Source organism: Pseudomonas sp. MWU15-20650, assembly GCF_023242475.1.
GTDB lineage: Bacteria > Pseudomonadota > Gammaproteobacteria > Pseudomonadales > Pseudomonadaceae > Aquipseudomonas.
On record NZ_JALJFG010000013.1, the window covers coordinates 16,063 to 37,113 of the forward strand.

Here is a 21,051-nt window from a genome sequence, read left to right on the forward strand (position 1 = left end):
AGGTTCTCACTGTATCAATGATTCAGTTCAGTCGAGCTTCGCCGCATCGCTGGGCGCGGCCTGCGTGCGGGGCGGCAGGATTTCGTGCCACGACGGCAGGCCAAAACGGTCAGGCCGGCCCTGGGTGGCGGGGTCAACGTCCGTGCGGTTCCACCAGCCGCCACCCAGGGCCTGGAAGAGCGCGGTGGTGTCGCTGTAGCGCGCGGCCTGGGTCTTGACGCGTGCCAACACGGTGTTCTGGTAGGTTTGTTGGGCGGTGAGCAAGTTGATGTACGCCACCGCCCCGAGGCGGAATTGGGCTTGTACCAGGTCCAGGTTGGCTTGCGCGGAGCGTTCAGCCGCGACCTGCTGGTTGAGCGCGTCGGCGTCGGCCTCCAGTGCCCGCAAGGCATTGGCCACGTCCTGGAACGCCGTCACCACGGTGCCCCGATAACGCGCCGCCGATTCGTCATAAGCCGCCACGGCCGCGCGTTTACGATGTTCAAGTGCGCCCGCATCAAATATCGGCTGGGTGATCGCCCCGGCGAGGCTCCAGACCCCGGAGCCCGACGAAAACAGCTGGGTCCCGCCCGCCACCGTGGAGCCCAGGGAGCCGGTGATGCTGAACTGGGGTAGCTGGTTGGCGACGGCCACGCCGATGTTGGCACTGGCCTGATGCAGTTGCGCCTGGGCCGAACGCACATCCGGACGCTGGCCGACGATGGCCGAAGGCAGGCTGACCGGCAGTTCTTCCGGTAGGTGCAGGGAGGCCAGGTTGAACCGTTCATCCCGGTCCTGGTTAGGAAAACGACCGAGGTAGGCCATCAACTGGTTACGGGTCTGGGCCAACTGCTTCTGCAGGGGCGGCAAGGTGGCGCGGGTTTGTGCCAGCGCAGTCTGCTGCGTGAGCACGTCAGTATCGCCGATGGCGCCCAACCGCCGCTGCGCTTGCAGAAGGTCTAACTGGCCGCTCTGCAGCCGGATAATCTCTTCGGTGGCGGCGACCTGATCGCGCACCGAGGCCAGGCTGATCGCGGTATTGACCACATTGGCGGTCAAGGTGAGGTACGTCGCTTCCAGCTGGAAGCGTTCGTAGTCGGCTTGCGCGGTGGCGGATTCGATTTGCCGGCGCGTACCTCCGAACACGTCCGGGGCATAGGACACGCTCAGCGACGCAGAACTTACCGTAAGAATCGGTGACGAGGGTGCCCCCGTCGTGACCCCGGACACCTTCTCGCGGGCTTTCTGTACATTGCCGCTCACCGCAGGGAACAACGATGCCTGGTCGGCATACACCCGCTCGTTGGCCTGGCGCAAGGCCGCTTGTGCGGCGCTCACATCCGGGTTGGCGCGCAGGGCTTCCTCGACCAAGGCATTGAGCGCGGGCGAGCGGAACAGCGTCCACCATTGCCCGGGAATATCCATGCCCGCGATCAGCCGTTGCGCGGCGCCGCCGGCATCGATGTCTGCCTGGGCGGTGCGGGTAAGTTTTTCGCGCGAGTAGTCGGCGTTCGCAGGTACATCGGGGCGTGCAAAATCGGGCCCTACGGTACAGCCGGCAAGGGCGATGCACAGCAGGCTCAACGGAGCCAGCAGGTGAGTGGAGCGAAAAAAGACGCTCAGGTGTGCTGCCTGTTGCGGGCCGGGTGCACGCTGCCGAGGCTGCTCTTTCATATTTACTCTAATTAATCAGTTGGTTAACTGCTTTTTTTGTTGAGCAATACATGCAGGTACATCGGGCCGGGCGGCTGGGAAGTGGCTCGACGCAGAGCAGATTCAAGTCAGTGTAGGTGGTGTCGGGCACTACGCAATGTCAGCCGATTTCCAGGGCAGGGCGGTCGCACATAAAAATGCGCATTTCGCATTAATATTGAATTAGGTTATGCGTAATAAGTATTTTACACGCGATGCTTATAACCTCATCTTAGGTGCCCTTACCCATTGCCGAGACCGCGCGCGCGGATCGACTTGAAATGCCCGCAACGGCATCTGGAGCGAACGTGCGTTACCTGACAAAACTGGCGGCCGGGCTGGCCGCCGCAGTGCTATGCCTGACGGCGAGTGCGCAAACCCTGGTGGTGGGCGACCAAAGCTACAACGCCCAAGCCGTGATGGAAGCCGCAGGCGTGCTGGACGATCTGCCTTACACCCTGGAGTGGAAGCAATTCACCGCCGGCTCACCGGTTGCCGAAGCGCTCAATTCCAACAGCCTGGATATCGGCTTGCTCGGGGATGCGCCTGTGTTGTTCCTGGGCGCCCTGGGCGCGCCGATCAAGGTGATTGCCGTCAGCCGGCAAAATCTCGACGGCGTGGCCATCCTGGTGAAACAGGATTCATCGATCCACAGCCTGGCGGATCTTGCGGGCAAGCGCGCAGCCATCTGGAAAGGCTCGTGGAGCCAGCAACTGCTGCTGACCGCGCTGGATAAAGCCGGCGTGCCACCGGACAGCCTGGAGTGGCGCTACCTCAGTGCCCTGGACGCCTCCCACGCGCTGGAAGGCGGCTCGGTTGACGTCATCGCCACCTGGGAACCCTACGTCACACAGCAGGAACGCCAGGGCGCGCGCGTACTCGCAACTGCGGATGGGTTGATCCCGGCCCAGAGTTTCGTGGCGGCCAACGCCAAGGCGGTGACTGCCAAGCGTGCGCAAATCAGTGACTTTCTCCAGCGTCTGAAAAAAGCCCGTGACTGGACCGGCCAAAGCCCGGCCAACACCGATGCGTATGCCGATGCCTGGGCTAAACGCACGCGGGCAGACGCCGACATCGCGCGCGCCTGGTTTGCCCGTGCGCGCGCCACCGTGGAGCCGATCACCGCCCAGTCGCCTGTGGAAGCGCAAAAGACCGTGGACTTTTTTGCCCGCCAGGGCCTGGTCAAGTCTTACCCGGCGGCCAGCCTGTTCGACCCTTCATTCGCGGCGTCCTTGCAGCCCGCCGTCGCGCAAACCCAGCCCTGAACGCTTGCAGGAACTCATTCGAAATGACCCAAAGACAACTCAAACTGGGCGCCCTGACGATGGGGTGCGGTGGGCCGGGCCGCCACAATCTGTGGCTTGACCCGCAACTGCCGGCCGATGCCAGCGTCAACATCGACTGGTATATCGACATTGCGCGCCAGGCCGAGGCCGCCCTGTTCGACTTGATGTTTATCGTCGACAGCCAGTTCATCACGCCGGGCTCACCCTCCCACTACCTCAACCGCCTGGAACCGCTGACGCTGTTATCGGCGCTCGCCGTGAGCACGCGGCACCTGGGCCTGGTCGGTACGCTGACCACCTCTTACAACTCGCCCTATAACGTGGCGCGGCGCCTGGCCTCCCTGGACCTGATCAGCAACGGCCGCGCGGGCTGGAACGTGGTTACCAGCGGCGATGCCGGGACCGCCGGCAATTACAGCCGCGATGAACATTATGATTACGCCACGCGCTACGCCCGGGCGGCGGAACACGTCCAGGTGGTGCAGGGGTTGTGGAACTCTTACGAGGACGATGCGTTTGTGCGCGACCGGGCCACCGGTCGGTTTCTCGACCCGAGCAAGTTGCACAGTCTCCATCACAAGGGCGAGCACTTTGCGGTGGCCGGCCCGCTGAATATCCAACGCTCACCGCAAGGCCAGCCGGTGATATTCCAGGCCGGGGATTCGGAGCCAGGTCGCGACCTGGGTGCCGCCACGGCCGATGTGATCTTCACCCATGCCGCCAGCATCGAGCAGGGCCAGGCGTTTTACCGGGATATCAAGGGCAGGGCGGTGCAACGCGGTCGCGACCCGGAGCAACTGCTGATCATGCCCGGCGCCGAAGTTTATGTGGGCGACACCGATGAGCATGCCCGTGAAATCGAGCATCACTACCATCAGGCCGATCATAGTTTTGAGCTCGCGTTGAAAGAGTTCGGGCGTCATTTCGGTTGGCATGATTTCAGCCAGTACGACCTCGATGCGCCGTTCCCCCAGCAGAGCCTGGAGGCTGCGCGCAGCAGCTTTTTTACCGCCGCCAAACGTATCGCCGACCAGGCACGCGAGAAAGGCTTCACCCTGCGCCAGGCCGTCGAGTTCGGCCGGCAACTGCGCCCAGGCACTTTCGTTGGCACGGCGGATACGGTCGCGCAGAAAATGGCGGACTGGCTCCAAGCCCGGGCCGTGGATGGTTTCAACCTCTACATCGGGCACCCGGTGCAGTTCCAGCGGTTCACCCAGCAGGTCATCCCCTTGCTGCAAGAGCGTGGTGTCTACCGCAGCGCGTATGAAGGCACGACCCTGCGTGAAAGCCTGGGCTTGGCGATTCCACGGTTTTAGCGGCCCACGCGCTGACGTACGCCGGCCACTCGGTTTGCGTTGCGTTAAGTGCCCCGTTTCGCATAACTGCTGTGCAGGCCCGGGGATTAATCCGCCAGGGAGCAATGCCTATAGTTCACTCACCCGCGCAGCGCACTCAAGGGCGCTGCGCGATCCTGCCAACAACCGAGGTGAGCCTGATGAACCGTGCATTCGAGCCCGCACTGAGCGATATCAACCAAGTGGACGCCGAGTACTTCGAGTACAGCAAAGCGGCCAACCCCATCAGTGCGAATCTGATCCCCCGGATTCCCTACCACAGCTTTCCCGCCTCGCTGTACGACAGCGGCCCCTCGCGTATCGTCCCACTGGACCTCAGCGATGCCTTGGAGTGTGAAGGCCCGGCGACAGGGCCGGGGCTGTGCGCGAACTTCATGCGCTTGAACAACGGCGATACGCTGGCCGTGCAACCCAACGCGACTTCGCAGGTGTTCTACGTGATCGCCGGGGAGGGCCGCGTGATTCAGGGCGAATATGAGATCCAATGGTCCAAGGGCTGCTTTATCGCTCTGCCCGGGTTGCAGGCGGCGCACTTTAGCGCCACCCAGGATGCGCGCCTTTACTATGTGCACGATGAGCCGCTGCTGCGTTACCTCGGCGTGACACGCAATGCCGACCGCTTTGCCCCGACGCTGTACCCCGCCGCATTGGCGAACGCGAAGTTACGTGAGGCCGCCGATGATCCCCGTGCGCAGGACCGCAGTCGCATCAGTATCCTGCTGGGCAATCGCAACTTTCCCCAGACGCGCACCGTGACCCATGTGCTATGGGCCATGTATGGGATTTTGCCGGCGGGATCGGTGCAGAAACCCCATCGGCATCAGTCGATTGCGCTGGATTTCATCATTGATTGCCCGGTGGGGTGTTATTCCCTGGTGGGGACCGAGCTGGATGCGGATGGGCACATCCGAAATGCGCAACGGGTGGACTGGTCGCCCGGCCTGGCATTCGTGACACCGCCTGGGTATTGGCATGCGCACTTCAACGAAGCGGATACCGAGGCGTTCCTGATCCCGATTCAGGACGCCGGGCTGCAAACTTACTTGCGCTCGTTGGATATTCGCTTCAGTTGAGTCATTTCCAAGCAGGTGCCTCGCCCAGTCGCTCGACGATAAAATCGATGAAACACCTGACCTTGGACGACACAATGCGCTTGGGCGGGTAGACGAACCAAACAGCAAAGGCCCGCTCAACACCGTGCAGGTGCCATTGCGGCAACCACACCAGCAAGTCACCGGCCTCGATGCTTCGGGCCACCAGCCAGTCTGGCAACAGGGCAAAGCCCAAACCTTGGCGTGCGGCGATCAACTGTGCGTCCAGGTCATTGATGCGCATACAGCGGTCATGCACCCGTGCTGACACCTGGCTCCCGGACACAAAGGTGATTTCGCCAGGGGCGCTCGTCCCCAGCACCGCAGGCACGCCCGCGAGATCGGCGGGTGTTGATGGAGCACGGTACTGCTGGGCAAATGCCGGACTGACCACCACGTGATACTGCCCGTCGCAGAGTTTGCGCGCCTTCAACGTGGAATCGGCCAGTTCGCCAATCCGAATGGCCAGGTCGACGCCGGAATGAATCAGGTTGACCTGGGTGTTATCCAGCACCAGCTCAACGCTGATTTGCGGGTAACGCGCCAGAAAATCGTTCAAGGCCGGGAGGATATGGTGGCGCGCAAACGCCGGCGGCAAGTTGAGTTTCAGGACGCCCCGGGGATGCTGGTTCAACGCAGACGTGGCCGCCTTGGCGTGTTCCAGCGCATCCAGGACACCACGGGCATGCACCAGAAACGTCTGGCCGCCTTCGGTCAAGTGTAACGTGCGTGTCGAACGGTTGAACAACGCGATGCCAAGGTCCTGCTCAAGGTCCTTTACGTAGCGTGAAACGGTGGACGCCTTGATGCCCAGGCGTTCGGCTGCGCGGGAGAAGTTGTTGCCGTTGGCGGCCTCGACGAAGGCGGTGAGGGCGGTGAAGTAATCCAAGTGCGGCCTGCACAACGTGACTGATGACGAAGCTACTGTAGGCGTCGGGTTGCTGCATCTCCACCCATTTATGCTCAGTGCTGCGCGGTCAACGTCTTTTCGCGTTCGGCGGGGCGTCCACCAACCTCAGGTTGGCGGCGATATACAGCCCCAGGATTGTGCGTTTTTTCTCTACATACTCACAGAACACCAGCGCAGTGTTGGGCAGTTGCGCGCTGTCGAGTGCCGGTTTTACCAGCATTTTCTTGCCCCCCGAGCGCAGGCGTACATATTGCCCAGGCTCGAAGGTGCTCACGGGCGCGTCTCGACCACGGCCAGGTCGGGCGGGTTCTCCCAGGCGCCGCCCAGCGCGGTGTACAGGTTGACGTCGCTCACCAGCTGCGCCAAGCGGTCCGTGATCAGCGCCTGTTGCGAGGCGAACAACGAGCGTTGTGCGTCGAGGAAGACCAGGTTGCTGTCCATGCCGAGGCGATAGCGGCGTTGCGCAAGGTCGTAATACGTCTGGTCCGCCCGCACCAAATCACGCTGCGCGCGCAGTTGGTCGTTATAGGTCTGGCGGGCCGCCAAGCCATCGGCCACTTCCTGGAACGCCGTCTGGATGGCTTTTTCATACTGGGCGACGCCGATGTCCTTTTGCAGCTTGGCGTAGTTGAGGCTTGCGCGCAGGCTACCGGCATTGAAGATCGGCAGGTTGATCTGCGGCTGGAACGTCCAACTGCCCGAGCCGCCCTTGAACAGGCTGGACAGTTGAGCGCTGGACGCACCGGCGTTGGCGGTCAGGCTGACACTGGGAAAAAATGCCGCGCGGGCGGCGCCGATATTGGCGTTGGCGGCTTTGAGCTTATATTCGGCTTGCAGGATATCGGGTCGGCGTTGCAGCAGGTCAGACGGCAGGCCCGCAGGCACTTGGGCGATCAGGTCGCTGGCCAGCGGCCGGGCCGGCAAGGATTCGGGCAACGTGGTGCCGACCAGCAGTGTCAGGCTGTTGCGGTCCTGCGCGACTTGGCGTTCATAGCGGGCCAGGTTGGCACGGGCACTCTCGACGCTGGTCTGCGCCTGTGCGGCGTCCAGCGAGGACGCCACGCCCTCATCCAGGCTGCGCGTGGTCAGGCGCAGGCTTTCCTCGTAGGAGGCCAGGGTCTGGCGCGTCAATTCCAGTAGCTCCTGGTCGGCGCGCCAGGTCAGGTAGGCATTGGCGACGCTGGCCACCAGGCTCAGTTGCGCACTGCGCTGGGCTTGCTCAGTGGCCAGGTATTCCTGCATTGCCTGTTCGCTGAGGCTGCGCACGCGCCCGAAGAAATCCAGTTCGTACGAACTGATGCCCAGCGTTGCCGAGTAGGTAGAGGTGATCGCCGACTTGCCTGTCCGGGTGATGCTCGCCGGTACCCGCTGGCGGTTGCCGCTGCCATTTGCGGAAATAGCCGGGAACAGGTCGGCACGTTGGATCTGGTATTGCGCGCGGTAAGCCTCGACGTTCAGGGCCGCCACACGCAGGTCGCGGTTCTGGGTCAGGGCAGTCTGAATCAGTTGCTGCAAGGCCGGGTCGTGAAACAACGTACGCCACGCCTGGCGGGCAGCGTCTTGACTGACCGCGCCTGTGCCAGCGGCATAGGCCGGGCCCTGTGGGTACTGGGTCGCCACTGGCGCCGCAGGCTGGTGGTAATCGGGGATGAGTGAGCATCCCCCCAACGCCACTGCAACCGTCACCAGGGAGAAAGCAAACTTGTTCATTGGCCAGCCTCATTTGAAAGGGAGCAGGGGTTACAGCGCAGTAACCCGTTTCTTGAGTGGTGCTAGGCGCCGACCATCCATTTGGTCAATCCATGTCGGCCGCTGACCCCAAGCTTTGCGGTTGCACGCTTGAGATAGGTTTCGATAGAGCTGTTTTTGAGCTGCAGTTTTTCCGCTATTTCCGGCACCGTTCCACCATTGAGCAAGCCCAGGCAAACTTCCTGTTCGCGGGTCGACAACGTGATGTCGCAGAGGGTCAGGCGCTTTTGAAACTCGCGTTGAATATGCGTCGGCTCCTGATCGGCAATCGGGGTCGCCATCCAACTGCCCATTTTGCGCAGCGTGCTCTGGCGACTGAACTGGGCATAGCTTTCAATCAGCGGCAGCAGGGCGTCGGAGAGATTCTTGAGCAGCGACAATTGGCTCAGGGAATAGTCTTTTTGCGTGTGCGATCGATACAGGTTCACCACGCAGCGCCGGTTGCCGTCGCGTGACACCAGCGCACACTGGTGCGCGGCAATCCGCGAGACCTTGCCTGCCGCGCCTCTCGTGCGTGTTTTCTGCCGGATCAGCAGCGAGCCTTCCATGTCCAACATTTCCTTGAGCAGCGAGTCGTTGGCGGCGGGGCGGGGGGCGTCGGGCGCGGGGATGTCGGCAGGGTCGCCGGCGCTGCCCAGGGCCTTGATATCGACCACGTGAGTGTTTGACTTATCGAAGGTCCATTCGCTGAGCGTCAACGCCGTGACCGGCAAGAGCTTGTCGATGAGCTTGAGCATGTTGAGTGCGAAGTGATCCTGATCGGTGCTGGAAATCAACTCACCGAGGATGAAGTAGAAGTGCGGGCTGTCCGCATTTCGAATGCCGCTCAGATCCATAGTGCAATCGTCCTTGATAGCCACGTTTTTATAAGTTGTGGGTGAGCGATCAACGCTGCCATCGTCCACTCCTGAAGGGTCTAGCTCGGGTCCGTATTAGGCCCATTCATTGTGTGCCGGTCTGTAATGGAAAGCGGGGACATTCAGGCCACGCCCGCTTCACGACCGCGTATTTGCCTCGGTCAGTGTTTTGTACAGGCTTTCTGGGACAGCCGATTTGCGGGCAATCCGTACACTTGGCGGCTCCGGCACCCTGGCCGGTTGCAGCGGTTTGCCTGACGGGCAATGCCCGGTCTTGAGTGTATTTAAGGAGTTAATCCATGAACAAAGAGCATGAGAAGCCGCCCAAGCCGGGCTCGGTCTTGCGCCTGCTTTGGCAAAATCATCCCTGGCTAGCCTTCTTTTCACTGGTCACCGGCATCGTCAGCGGCGTGGCGGCGATCGCGGTGGTCAACGTGATCAACCTGGCGATCTATGAGCAGGGATCGCGGCTGCACTTGCTGTATTGGTTCGTCGGTTTGAGTGTGGTGGCGCTGGCGTTTCGCAATGGGGCGACCTTGTTTCCCGCGTACGCCAACATGCAGTTGATGACACGCTTGCGCATCGCGCTGTGCCAGAAAATCCTCTCTTCGCCCCTCGAAGAAGTCGATCGGCGTGGCCCGCCCAACGTGCTGACGCTGTTGACTACCGACATTCCGCAGCTCAATGCAACGCTGCTGGTGATGCCGGTGATGCTGGTGGAGTCTACGGTGTTCATGCTCGGTCTGGCTTACCTGGCGTACCTGTCATGGACGGTGTTTGCCTTGACGCTGGCACTGCTGGCGGTTGGCGCAATGCTGTACATCCTCCTGTTCCTTGGCGGTGTTAAGTTCACCAGCCGCGTGCGTGATGAATTCACTGCCTTCAACGAACACACGCACGGCCTGGTGTTCGGCCTCAAGGAGCTCAAGCTCAACGGCATTCGCCGGCGCTGGTTCGGCCGCTCCGCCATCAAGGAGTCATCCACGCGGGTGGCGCGGTTCAACTTCATCGAACACCTGTGGTACCTCGGTGCCGAAAACATGGGGTTGGTCACCCAGTCATTGCTGATCGGCAGCCTGGTGTTCGTGTTGCCATTGCTGATGGTCACCAGCAGTCAGGTGCTGACCGCCAGCGTCCTGACCGTCCTGTACATCCTCGGGCCGCTGGGCTTGTTGATCAGCACCATGCCGGTCATGGCCCAAGGGCGGGTGGCGATCAACCGTCTTGCCGAGTTTGGCTTCTTTATCAACGAACACCATGCCGAACAGGGCGAGCCGGATAACACCAATGTGCTGCGCCTGGAGCACAAGAAGCCCTGGCACCAGATCGCGCTCAAAGGCGTGGTGATGAACTATCGCGGCGCAGATACCGAGAGCGGCTTTGCGCTGGGGCCGGTCGACCTGACCATCAACAGCGGCGAGTTGATCTACATCATCGGTGGCAACGGCAGTGGCAAAAGCACCCTGGTCAAGGCGTTGTGCGGGTTATATGTACCGCAGGCCGGGCAGATTTTGCTTGATGGCGTCGCCGTCAACGATGAGACCCGCAGCGATTACCGCGACCTGTTTTCTGCCGTGTTCAGCGATTTCCATTTGTTCAACCGGCTGATTGGCCCGGAAGGCGAGGAGGTTAATCCGCAACTGGCTCAGAAGTACCTCGCCGCCTTGGGGTTGGCCGACAAAATCAAGATCGAAGGGCTGGGGTATTCCACCACCAAAGAGCTGTCCTACGGTCAACAGAAACGCCTGGCGCTGGTGTGTGCCTACATGGAAGACCGCCCGGTGTATGTCCTCGATGAATGGGCGGCGGACCAAGACCCACCGTTCAAACGCTTCTTCTACGAAGAACTGCTGCCGGAACTTAAACGGCGTGGCAAGACCGTGCTGATCATTACTCATGATGATCAATACTTCCAGTTAGCCGATCGAATCGTCAAGTTGGTCGATGGCCATATTGTCTCCGATGTAAACCTGGTCGCCCAAGACCGTCGCGCCTGATCCATACATCGTCCAAACGTGTCCCCAGGCACGCCACCCATAGCGTCTAAAGTTAGGGGTGGCGTGCTTTTTTGTTTTCTAAAAAATGCTTATAGATCATGTAGATAAAGTCGACATTGCGAAATATTTCAATGTCCGTTGATTGTCCGGGTTTCAGGTGACATACAGCCCAAAGCGCCGGTGCTTAAATTTGCCAATACGGTCGTCAGGTGACGGGTGGGCGGCTGTTTTTATCGGAATGAAAATGTCGGGTACGCGACTTTAATCAATCTTGAGTCTGACGTTTTCAACACTTCTAGATCGTGTTCGCCTCAACTTCCCTCGCTGCTGCGCTGTGACCCAGGTGGCACTGACAAATCTCTGAGAAGGCATTTATGAAACGTTTTTCTGCAGTGGCCATGGGCGACTTTGTCGCGAAAAAAATCCCGTCATGCAACCTTGCCGTTGCAGGTTTTGTCGCGCAGGTGACCGCATGAATGCGTCCCTGCAGCCACCGCAGACATTTCCCCTGACCGCCGCGCAGAAAGCGATCTGGCTGGACCAGATCAGCCAGGGCGAGTCGCCGCTGTACAACATCGGTAGTTACCTGGAACTCAATGGCCCGGTCAGCGCAGAGCGGATGCAACGTGCTGTCGAAGTCCTGGTGGACAAGCACGACGCTTTGCGTCTCTCGCTGCTGGACGCTACCGATGCCGAGGGGGTGCCACTGCAACTCATTGCGCCAAGCGTGCCGGTGGCGGTGCCGCTGTTTGACGTGTCTGAACAGGCCGATCCTTTCAGCGCTGCGCTGGCGTTGATGGAGGCGCACATGAGTCGGGCGTTTTCCCTGACCCAGGCGCCACTGTTCCGCTTCTTCCTGATCAAGCTGGGCGAGGCGCATTACTACTTAGCCAGCCAGGCCCACCACGTCATTCTCGACGGCTGGGCCTTCGGTGAAATGCTGCAATCGTTGGGCGGCATTTACAGCGACCTGGCAAAGGCCCGGCAGCCCGATATGGAGACCAGTTCTTATGTCGACTTCATCCATGACGACGCGCGCTACCGCGAGTCGGCCCGTTATGAAAAGGACCGCGAGTACTGGCAGCACAAATATCAGACGTTGCCCGAGCCCCTGTTCGCCCCGCGCCACCAGGACCAGTACGCCCATGGCAAGGCCCCTGGCCGGCATTACATCCGGCCGTTCCCGGTGGTGTTGCACGAGCGCATGGGCGAGCTGGCGAAAGCCTGCCAGGCCTCGACGTTCCATGTGTTGCTGGCGGCGATGTATGTCTACTTCACCCGCGTGACCCAGCGCGATGAGTGGGTGGTGGGCCTGCCGTTGCTCAACCGCTCGGCCAAGTTCAAGTCCACGGTGGGCATGTTTACCCAGGTCAGTGCCGTGCGCTTCAGCCTTGGTCGCGAGCTGACCTTCAGCGCCCTGGTCGGCGCCGTACGCGATGCGCTCAAGCAGGATTATCGCCACCAGCGTTTCCCGCTGAGCGGCATGAGCACGCGGGCGGAAGGCGGCTCGCTGTTCGACCTGACGTTGTCCTACGAACAGGATGATCACCTGTACCAGTTCGCCGAGCAGCGTGGGCACTTGGTCAAAGTCACCAACAACCACGAGCAGATGCCCCTGGCGTTCCACCTGCGGGCGAGCAATCACAAGGACAAGGCATGGGCGCACTACGTCTATAACGAGGCGTATTTCAACGCCGGTGAAATCGAGGCATTGGCCGAGCGCTTTACCTATGTACTGGAGCAAGCGCTGGAGAATGCCGAGCGTGCGGTGAGTGAGTTCTCGTTGATCACCGAAACCGACCATGCGCTGATGCAGCACTGGAATGCCGGCGTGGGCAGTTACCCCAGCCATGAGACGATCCATGGGCTGTTTGAGGCTCAGGCGGCTTCCCACCCTGATGCGACGGCACTGATGTTCGAAGATCTGCGCCTGAGCTACGGCGACCTGAACCGCCGTGCCAACCAGGTTGCGCATCGCCTGTTAAGCCTGGGTGTGCGCCCGGATGATCGCGTGGCGATCTGCGTCGAACGTGGCTTGGAGATGATCGTCGGTCTACTGGGCGTGCTCAAGGCGGGTGCCGCTTATGTACCGATTGACCCGGCCTATCCGCAGGAACGCATCCGCTACACCTTGCAAGACAGCGCGCCGGTCGCGGTGCTGGTACAGCAGGCGACTCACGCCCTGGTCGCCGAATTGTCGGTGCCGGTGATCGACCTGGACGCCTGCGACTGCCAGGCTGAATCGACCGATAACCCTGACGTTGCGGGTCTCACCTCAGCGAACCTGGCGTACGTGATCTACACCTCCGGCTCCACCGGCCTGCCCAAGGGCGTGATGATCGAACACCGCAATGTGGCGCGCCTGTTCAGCGCCACCGAGGCGTGGTTCAACTTCAATGATCAGGACGTGTGGGCGCTGTTCCACTCGTTTGCCTTTGACTTCTCCGTATGGGAAATCTGGGGTGCGCTGATCCATGGCGGGCAGTTGCTGATAGTGCCGCAGCTTACCAGCCGTTCGCCGGACGCCTGTTATGCCTTGCTGTGCAGCGCGGGTGTGACCATCCTCAACCAGACGCCGAGTGCCTTCCGCTCGTTGATCGCTGCCCAGGGCCAGAGCGAGCTCAAGCACGCCCTGCGCCAGGTGATCTTCGGTGGCGAAGCCCTGGAGCCCGGGCTTCTCAAGCCCTGGTATGCGCGCATGGCCAACGCCGGTACCCAACTGGTGAACATGTACGGCATCACCGAAACCACCGTGCACGTGACCTATCGCGCGCTGGCCGCCGCAGACGCCTACCGGGTCGGCACCAGCCCGATTGGCGGGCGGATCCCGGACCTGCGTGTGTACCTGCTCGATGCCCGGGGCCAGCCCGTCCCGCATGGCGTGGAAGGTGAGTTGTATGTGGGTGGGGCAGGGGTGGCGCGCGGTTACCTGAACCGGCCGGAGTTGAATGCCGAGCGTTTCCTCAACGACCCGTTCGATGGCACGCCGGGCGCGCGCATGTACCGTACCGGTGACCTTGGCCGCTGGCAGGCGGACGGCAGCATCGACTACCTGGGGCGCAATGACGACCAGGTGAAGATCCGCGGTTTCCGCATCGAGCTGGGTGAGATCGAAGCGCGCCTGGCCGCCTGTGACGGTGTACGCGAAGCCGTGGTGATTGCTCGTGAAGACGAGCCCGGCGACAAGCGCCTGGTGGCCTACCTCATTGCCTGCGAGGGCGCCGAACCGTCGGCTGCCGAGTTGCGCACGCAGTTGTTGGCGTCGCTGGCCGACTACATGGTGCCCAGCGCGTTCGTCGTGCTGGAGCGCTTGCCGCTGACCACCAACGGCAAGCTCGACCGCAAGGCCCTGCCGGCGCCGGATACCGAGGCTTATGCGCGGCGCGAATACGCAGCGCCGCAGGGTGAACTGGAAACCACCCTGGCACGCCTCTGGAGCGAACTGCTGGGTGTCGAGCGGGTAGGGCGCCACGACCAGTTCTTCGAGCTGGGCGGTCACTCGCTGTTGGCGGTCAAGCTGATCGAGCGCATGCGCCAGGTCGGCCTGAACGCGGATGTGGGCGTGCTATTCGGTCAACCGACCCTGGTCGCGTTGGCCGCTGCCGCCGGCAGCCGACACCAGGTGCACGTGCCGGCCAATGCGATCCCGGCCGGTTGCACGCGGATCACCCCGGCCATGCTGCCCCTGGCGCAGTTGCCACAGGAACAGATCGACCGCGTTGTCGCCGCCATCCCCGGTGGGGTCGCCAACGTACAGGACATCTATGCGCTGGTGCCGTTGCAGGAAGGCATCCTGTTCCATCACCAGGCCAGCACCGACGGCGATCCCTACCTGCTACAGGTGGTGTTGCGCATGCACAGTCGCGAGCAGGTGCAGGGCTTTGCCGACGCCTTGCAGCAGGTGATCGACCGCCACGATATCTTGCGCACCTCGATGGCTTGGCAGGGGCTGGACGAACCTGTGCAAGTGGTCTGGCGCGCAGCGCAGCTGCCGGTGCAGCACGTGCAGTTCGACCCGGCACTGGGTGATGTTGCCACGCAACTGTCCACATGCTTGGACCCGCGTCACACGCGCCTGGACCTGACGCGCGCACCGCTGATGGCCCTGCATTTTGCCGAAGACCGGCCGGGCACCGGCTGGGTGGCTGTGCTGCAGTTCCATCACCTGATCGATGACGCCACCTCACTGGCGCTGCTGGGCCAGGAAATCGAGGCGCTGGCGCAAGGCCGTGGCGATCAACTGACGCCATCGGTGCCGTACCGCAACTACGTGGCACAGACCCGCCTGGGCATCAGTCAGGCCGCTCACGAGGCGTTCTTCCGCGAGATGCTCGGCGATGTCGACGAGCCGAGCTTGCCGTTTGGCCTGCAGGATGTGCAGGGTGATGGCCAAGGCATCACGCAGGCCAGCCTGCCCGTGGCGCCCCTGCTCGGCCAGCGCCTGCGTGCCCAGGCCCGACGCCTGGGGGTCAGCAATGCCAGCCTGCATCACTTGGCGTGGGGCCAGGTGGTCGGGCATCTGGCCGCGCGCCGCGACGTGGTGTTTGGCACGGTGTTGATGGGCCGCCTGAGCAGTGGCGAGGACGCCGACCGTGCCTTCGGCATGTTCATCAATACCTTGCCGCTGCGCGTTGAAGCCGGCGACCAAGGCGTTGAAAGCGCACTTAAAACCACCCACGCACGATTGGCCGCCTTGCTCGGCCATGAACATGCGCCGCTGTCCCTGGCGCAACGCTGCAGCGGCGTGGCAGCCCCGACACCGTTGTTCAGCGCACTGCTCAACTACCGGCATGCCGCGGTCGGCGCACAATCGGCGCAGGATGCCGGCAAGGCGCTGGCCTGGGCCGGGGTGGAAATCGCCGGTGGCGAAGAGCGCACCAATTTCCCGCTGATGTTGTCGGTGGACGACCTCGGTGACGCGTTTGGCCTGAGCGTCCAGGCCGTGGCCGGCGTCGATCCGCAACGCGTCTGCGGCTACATGCACCGGGTGCTGGAGGCCATCGCCGACGCCCTGGAGCACCAGCCACACCAAGCCCTGCATGACCTCGCTATCTTGCCGGATGCCGAGCGCCGGGAAGTACTCGCTGGCTTCAACGCCTTCGCGGTCGATTACCCGGCCACTGCGACGGTGCATGCGCTGTTCGAAGCGCAGGCGCAGCGTCAGCCTGACGCCATGGCTGTGACCTACGAAGGCCAATCCCTGAGCTACGGCGAGCTGAACACCCTGGCCAACCGGATTGCCCACCGCCTGATCGCTGACGGTATCGGCGCCAATGACCGCGTGGCGATCTGCGCCGAACGCAGCGTGGAGATGGTCGCCGGCCTGTTGGCGATTCTCAAGGCGGGCGCCGGCTACGTGCCCTTGGACCCGGCCTATCCGGATGAGCGCCTGGCGTACATGCTGCAAGACAGCGCGCCCAAGGCCCTGCTGACCCAGCAGCGCCTGGCCCGGCGTTTCAGCCCGTCCAGCGTGTCGATCTTGCTGCTCGATGCCGCCAACGTGAGCGACGGTTACCCTGCGCACAACCCGCAGGTGAGTGATCTGGGCGCCGAGGCCCTGGCCTACGTGATCTACACCTCCGGCTCCACCGGCCAGCCCAAGGGTGTGGCCATGCCCCACGGGCCGCTGGTCAACCTGATGCACTGGCAGATTGCGCAAACCCTGGCCGACGGCCGCCCGGCCCAACGCACCTTGCAGTTCGCCGCACTGGGCTTTGACGTGGCCTTCCAGGAAGTCTTCAGCACCCTGTGCGCTGGCGGTGAACTGTCGCTGATTGCGGGCGATTTGCGGCTCAATTTCCGCGAACTGTTCCGGCACATCTGCGAGCAAGGCGTGCAGCGTTTGTTCCTGCCGTGCATTGCCCTGCAAGCCCTGGCCGAAGCCGTGGCCCAGACGCCTGAACTGTGGCGTTTGCCCTGCGTGCTGAGCGATGTGATCACCGCCGGCGAGCAACTGCGTATCAGCGAACCGATGCGTGCGCTGTTCGAGCGCCTGCCCAACTGCCGCCTGCACAACCACTATGGGCCGACCGAATCCCACGTCACCACCGCCTTGACCCTGGACGGTGATGCGGCGTCCTGGCCGGTGTTGCCATCGATTGGCGTGCCGGTGGCCAACACGCGCATTTACCTGCTCGACGAACACCTGCAGCCGGTGCCGCTGGGTGTCGCCGGTGAGATCTACATTGGCGGCGCCTGCGTGGCCCGTGGCTACTTGCACCGCGATGACCTGACCGCCGAGCGCTTCCTGGCCGACCCGTTCGTGCCCCAGAGCCGCCTGTATAAAACCGGTGACCTGGGCCGCTACCAACGCAACGGCGAGATCGACTACCTGGGCCGCAACGATGGCCAGATCAAGATCCGTGGCTTCCGTGTGGAACTGGGCGAAATCGAAGCGCGCCTGTCCCAGCACCCGGGCATCCGCGATGCGGCGGTGCTGGTGCGCGAAGACAGCCCCGGCGACAAACGCCTGGTGGCCTATTTCACTGCCCACGCCGAGGCGGCGCCAAGCGCTGTCGACGAACTGCGCGCGCACCTGCAAACGCTGCTGCCCGACTACATGATCCCGGCGGCCTATGTGCAACTGGACGCACTGCCGCTGTCGCCCAACGGCAAACTCGAGCGCCGCGCCTTGCCGGTGCCGGATGTCGAGGCCTTTGCCAGCCGTGAATACGAAGCGCCGCACAACGCCATCGAAACCACCCTGGCCGAGCTGTGGAGCCAGGTGTTGGGCGTGGCCAGGGTAGGGCGCCAGGACAACTTCTTCGAACTGGGCGGCCACTCGCTGCTGGCGGTCAAGCTGATCGAGCGCATGCGCCAGTTGGGCCTGAGCGCCGATGTACGCGTGCTGTTCGGCCAGCCGACACTGGCGGCCCTGGCCGCAGCGGTGGGCGGTGGCAGTGAAATCCAGGTGCCGGCCAACCGTATCCCGGCCGACTGCGCGCACATCCGTGCCGACATGCTCAGCCTGATCGACCTCAGCCAGGACACCCTCGACCGCATCGTCGCGCGGGTGCCGGGCGGCGCGCGCAATGTGCAGGACATCTACCCGCTGGCGCCGTTGCAGCAGGGCATCCTGTATCACCACGTCACCAGCGAGCAGGGTGATCCTTACCTGTTGCAGGCCACGTTCAGCCTGGAAACCCGTGCGCAACTCGACAGCTTTGCCCAGGCCCTGCAAGCGGTGATCGACCGCCATGACATCACCCGCACGGCGATCCTCTGGGACGACCTCGAACAGCCGGTGCAGGTTGTGCTGCGCCGCGCCGAACTGCCTCGCGAAGCCCTGCAGTTCGACCCGGCCCAGGGCAGTATGTTGGAGCAGTTGCACGCGCGCTTCGACCCACGCCAGGTGCGCCTGGTGCTGAGCCAGGCGCCGCTGCTGCACCTGGCCTATGTGCACGATGAAGCCAACCAACGCTGGCTGGCGATGTTGCTGTTCCACCACATCGCCATGGACCACACCGCACTGGATGTGATCAGCGAAGAAGTGCTCGCCTACCGCAGCGGTGGCTTCGCACAATTGGACGCGGCGATGCCGTACCGCAATTACGTGGCACAGGCGCTGTTGGGTGTCAGCCAGGCCGACCACGAACAGTTCTTCCGCGAGATGCTCAGTGACATTGATGAGCCAACCCTGCCGTTTGGCTTGCAGGAAGTGCAGGGCGATGGGCTGTCGGCCGAGGAGGCCAAGCTCCAGCTGGATGCACCGCTGTGCCGGCGCTTGCGTGCGCAGGCGCGGCATCTGGGCGTCAGCGCCGCCAGCCTGCATCACCTGGCCTGGGCGCGGGTGCTGGCCAGCGTCAGTGGGCGTGATGAGGTGGTGTTCGGCACCGTGTTGCTCGGTCGCATGCAAAGTGGCGATGGCGCCGACCGCGCCCTGGGCATGTTCATCAATACCTTGCCGCTGCGAGTCAGCGTAGGGGAACAAGGCGTGCGGGCTGGGGTACGTGCCGTGCACGCCCGGCTCTCCGCGCTGCTGGGCCACGAGCATGCACCGTTGGTGGTCGCCCAGCGGTGCAGCGCGGTGCCGGCTTCTTCGCCGCTGTTCAGTTCAATCCTCAACTACCGCCACAGCCCGTTGCAGGACAGTGAAGGGCCGCAGTACTGGTCGGGGGCGCACGTGCTGGAGGTGCGCGAGCGCACCAACTATCCGTGCATGCTGTCGGTGGATGACCAAGGCGAAGGCTTCCTGCTCAGCGTGCAAACCAGTGGCGTGGATGCCCAGCGCGTGGCGGCCTATATGCAGACCGCCTTGCAACACCTGGTGACGGCGCTGGAGACCGCGCCGCACACCGCCGTTGAGCAACTCTCGGTGCTCCCGGCGGCCGAGCGTGAAACCCTGCTGGAGCACTTTAACGACACCGTCAAGGATCACCCGCTGCAGCAGACGATTCACGGCCTGTTCGAAGCCCAGGTGCAACGCACGCCGGACGCCGTTGCGTTGCTGGCGGACGCCCAGCGCCTGAGCTACCGCGAGCTGAACGAGCGCGCCAATCGCCTGGCCCATCATCTGCGCGAGCAGGGCGTGGTGCTGGAGTCGCGGGTCGGCATCTGCGTCGAGCGCAGCGCCGAGATGGTCATCGGGCTACTGGCGATCCTCAAGGCCGGCGGCGGTTATGTACCGCTGGACCCGGCCTACCCGCTGGATCGCCTGGCCTACATGCTTGAAGACAGCGCGCCGGCCGTGGTCCTGGTGCAAGGCGCCACCCGCGCCTTGCTGGGTGACATCGACGTGCCGGTGATCGACCTGGAACTCGTCACCTGGCAGCACCAGCCTGCCGGCAACCCGTTGATTGCCGAGCTGACCCCGCAACACCAGGCCTACGTGATCTACACCTCGGGTTCCACCGGCAAGCCCAAGGGCGTGATCAACGAACACAGCCCGGTGGTCAACCGCTTGCTGTGCATGCAGGACACCTATGGCCTGGACAGCTCGGACGCGCTGTTGCAGAAAACCCCGTTCAGCTTTGACGTGTCGGTGTGGGAATTCTTCTGGCCGCTGTTCACCGGTGCGCGCCTGGTCATGGCCCGCCCGGGTGGGCACAAGGACCCGGCGTATCTGTGTGAGGTGATCGAGGCCGAACAGATCACCACGGTGCACTTCGTGCCGTCGATGCTCGATGTATTCCTGGCCCATGGCGATGTCAGCCAGGCGGCCGGGTTGGTGCGGGTCATGTGCAGCGGTGAAGCCTTGCCGGGCCACCTGGTGCGGCGCTTCAAGGCGCAATTGCCGGGCAGTGCGTTGTTCAATCACTACGGCCCGACCGAAGCCGCAGTGGAAGTCACGGCCTGGGATTGCAACGGCGCCGTCACGCCGGACAACACGCCGATCGGCAAGCCCATCGGCAACGTGCGCCTGTACGTGCTCGACGCGCACTTGCAGCCGGTGCCCTTGGGCGTCAGCGGCGAACTGTTCATTGGCGGCGTGCAGGTCGCCCGGGGCTACCTGAACCGCCCCGAGCTGAACGCCGAACGTTTCCTCAAGGACCCGCACAGCGCCGGGCGGATCTACCGTACCGGTGACGTTGCGCGTTATTTGCCCGACGGCAATATCGAGTACCTGGGCCGCAACGATGACCAAGTGAAAATTCGCGGCGTGCGCATCGAACTGGGCGAAATACAGGCCCGCCTGGGCCAATTCCCCGGCATCCAGGACGCCACGGTGCTGGCCCGCGAGGACGTGCCGGGCGACAAACGCCTGGTGGCTTATTACACCGGCGTGCCGGCCGCCACCGAGGCCCTGCGTGCGCACCTGTTGGTGCAATTGCCGGAGTTCATGTTGCCGCAGGTGTTCGTGCACCTTGACGCGCTGCCGCTGAGCCCCAACGGCAAGCTCGACCGCAAGGCCCTGCCGGCGCCGGACCTGGGCGCGCTGCGCACCCATGCCTACGAAGCGCCCCAGGGCGAAATCGAAACCACCCTGGCCCGGCTGTGGACGCAGTTGTTAAACGTCGAGCGCGTCGGTCGCCATGACAACTTCCTTGAACTGGGCGGGCATTCATTGCTGGCGGTCAGCCTGATCGGGCGCTTACGCCAGGAAGGCATCGAAGCCAACATCAAGGCGCTGTTCGAACACTCCACGCTGTGGGAATACGCCGCAATTACGGAAAGAATGGAGATGGTCCTGTGAGTG

The 21,051-nt window shown here is 63.0% G+C and carries 10 protein-coding genes; 5 read left to right on the top strand and 5 right to left on the bottom strand.

From position 1 onward, the window contains the following. Window positions 1–27 precede the first annotated feature (27 nt). Window positions 28–1,653, bottom strand: a complete 1,626-nt coding sequence (locus tag M5B43_RS12795; protein ID WP_248750456.1) for an efflux transporter outer membrane subunit — start codon at window positions 1,651–1,653, stop codon at window positions 28–30. A 326-nt stretch (window positions 1,654–1,979) separates the two neighbouring features. Between M5B43_RS12795 and M5B43_RS12800 the strand changes: the two genes are divergently transcribed. The 3 genes from M5B43_RS12800 (at window position 1,980) to M5B43_RS12810 (ending at window position 5,385) form a co-directional block, all read left to right on the top strand. Further along, window positions 1,980–2,936 (top strand): ABC transporter substrate-binding protein, encoded by a 957-nt coding sequence (locus M5B43_RS12800; RefSeq protein WP_248750457.1) that lies wholly within the window; start codon window positions 1,980–1,982, stop codon window positions 2,934–2,936. Window positions 2,937–2,959: 23 nt separating this feature from the next. After that, the gene (locus M5B43_RS12805; protein ID WP_248750458.1) at window positions 2,960–4,273 is read left to right on the top strand and encodes an LLM class flavin-dependent oxidoreductase; all 1,314 of its coding nucleotides are present in this window, start codon (window positions 2,960–2,962) and stop codon (window positions 4,271–4,273) included. A gap of 179 nt (window positions 4,274–4,452) precedes the next feature. Beyond that, entirely contained in the window at window positions 4,453–5,385 is a 933-nt protein-coding gene (locus M5B43_RS12810) for a cupin (protein WP_248750459.1), read from the top strand. Window position 5,386: 1 nt separating this feature from the next. On the opposite strand, the gene M5B43_RS12815 is transcribed toward M5B43_RS12810, so the two are convergent. From M5B43_RS12815 to M5B43_RS12830, 4 genes are all read right to left on the bottom strand, one after another. Continuing rightward, window positions 5,387–6,292, bottom strand: a complete 906-nt coding sequence (locus tag M5B43_RS12815; RefSeq protein ID WP_248750460.1) for a LysR family transcriptional regulator — start codon at window positions 6,290–6,292, stop codon at window positions 5,387–5,389. Window positions 6,293–6,380: 88 nt separating this feature from the next. Then, a complete protein-coding gene (locus M5B43_RS12820) occupies window positions 6,381–6,587 on the bottom strand; it encodes a hypothetical protein (protein ID WP_248750461.1) in 207 nt (68 codons plus the stop codon). After that, a complete protein-coding gene (gene adeC / locus M5B43_RS12825) occupies window positions 6,584–8,023 on the bottom strand; it encodes an AdeC/AdeK/OprM family multidrug efflux complex outer membrane factor (protein ID WP_248750462.1) in 1,440 nt (479 codons plus the stop codon). The genes M5B43_RS12820 and adeC overlap by 4 nt, the downstream gene beginning before the upstream one ends. A 62-nt stretch (window positions 8,024–8,085) precedes the next feature. Then, entirely contained in the window at window positions 8,086–8,898 is an 813-nt protein-coding gene (locus tag M5B43_RS12830) for a helix-turn-helix transcriptional regulator (protein WP_248750463.1), read from the bottom strand. Window positions 8,899–9,218: 320 nt separating this feature from the next. On the opposite strand from M5B43_RS12830, the gene M5B43_RS12835 reads away from it, so the two are divergent. Both M5B43_RS12835 and M5B43_RS12840 read left to right on the top strand, forming a co-directional pair. Next, complete coding sequence (locus M5B43_RS12835) at window positions 9,219–10,916, top strand: cyclic peptide export ABC transporter (protein WP_248750464.1); 1,698 nt, start codon at window positions 9,219–9,221, stop codon at window positions 10,914–10,916. 472 nt (window positions 10,917–11,388) lie between these two features. Then, a complete protein-coding gene (locus M5B43_RS12840) occupies window positions 11,389–21,048 on the top strand; it encodes a non-ribosomal peptide synthetase (protein WP_248750465.1) in 9,660 nt (3,219 codons plus the stop codon). The last annotated feature ends 3 nt before the right edge of the window (window positions 21,049–21,051 follow it).

Excerpts from the sequence above, each read along its gene's own strand:
- M5B43_RS12835 (WP_248750464.1), top strand. The coding sequence starts at position 9,219 with ATGAACAAAGAGCATGAGAAGCCGCCCAAGCCGGGCTCGGTCTTGCGC.
- M5B43_RS12840 (WP_248750465.1), top strand. The coding sequence starts at position 11,389 with ATGAATGCGTCCCTGCAGCCACCGCAGACATTTCCCCTGACCGCCGCG.
- adeC (WP_248750462.1), bottom strand. The coding sequence starts at position 8,023 with ATGAACAAGTTTGCTTTCTCCCTGGTGACGGTTGCAGTGGCGTTGGGG.
- M5B43_RS12830 (WP_248750463.1), bottom strand. The coding sequence starts at position 8,898 with ATGGATCTGAGCGGCATTCGAAATGCGGACAGCCCGCACTTCTACTTC.
- M5B43_RS12805 (WP_248750458.1), top strand. The coding sequence starts at position 2,960 with ATGACCCAAAGACAACTCAAACTGGGCGCCCTGACGATGGGGTGCGGT.
- M5B43_RS12795 (WP_248750456.1), bottom strand. The coding sequence starts at position 1,653 with ATGAAAGAGCAGCCTCGGCAGCGTGCACCCGGCCCGCAACAGGCAGCA.
- M5B43_RS12810 (WP_248750459.1), top strand. The coding sequence starts at position 4,453 with ATGAACCGTGCATTCGAGCCCGCACTGAGCGATATCAACCAAGTGGAC.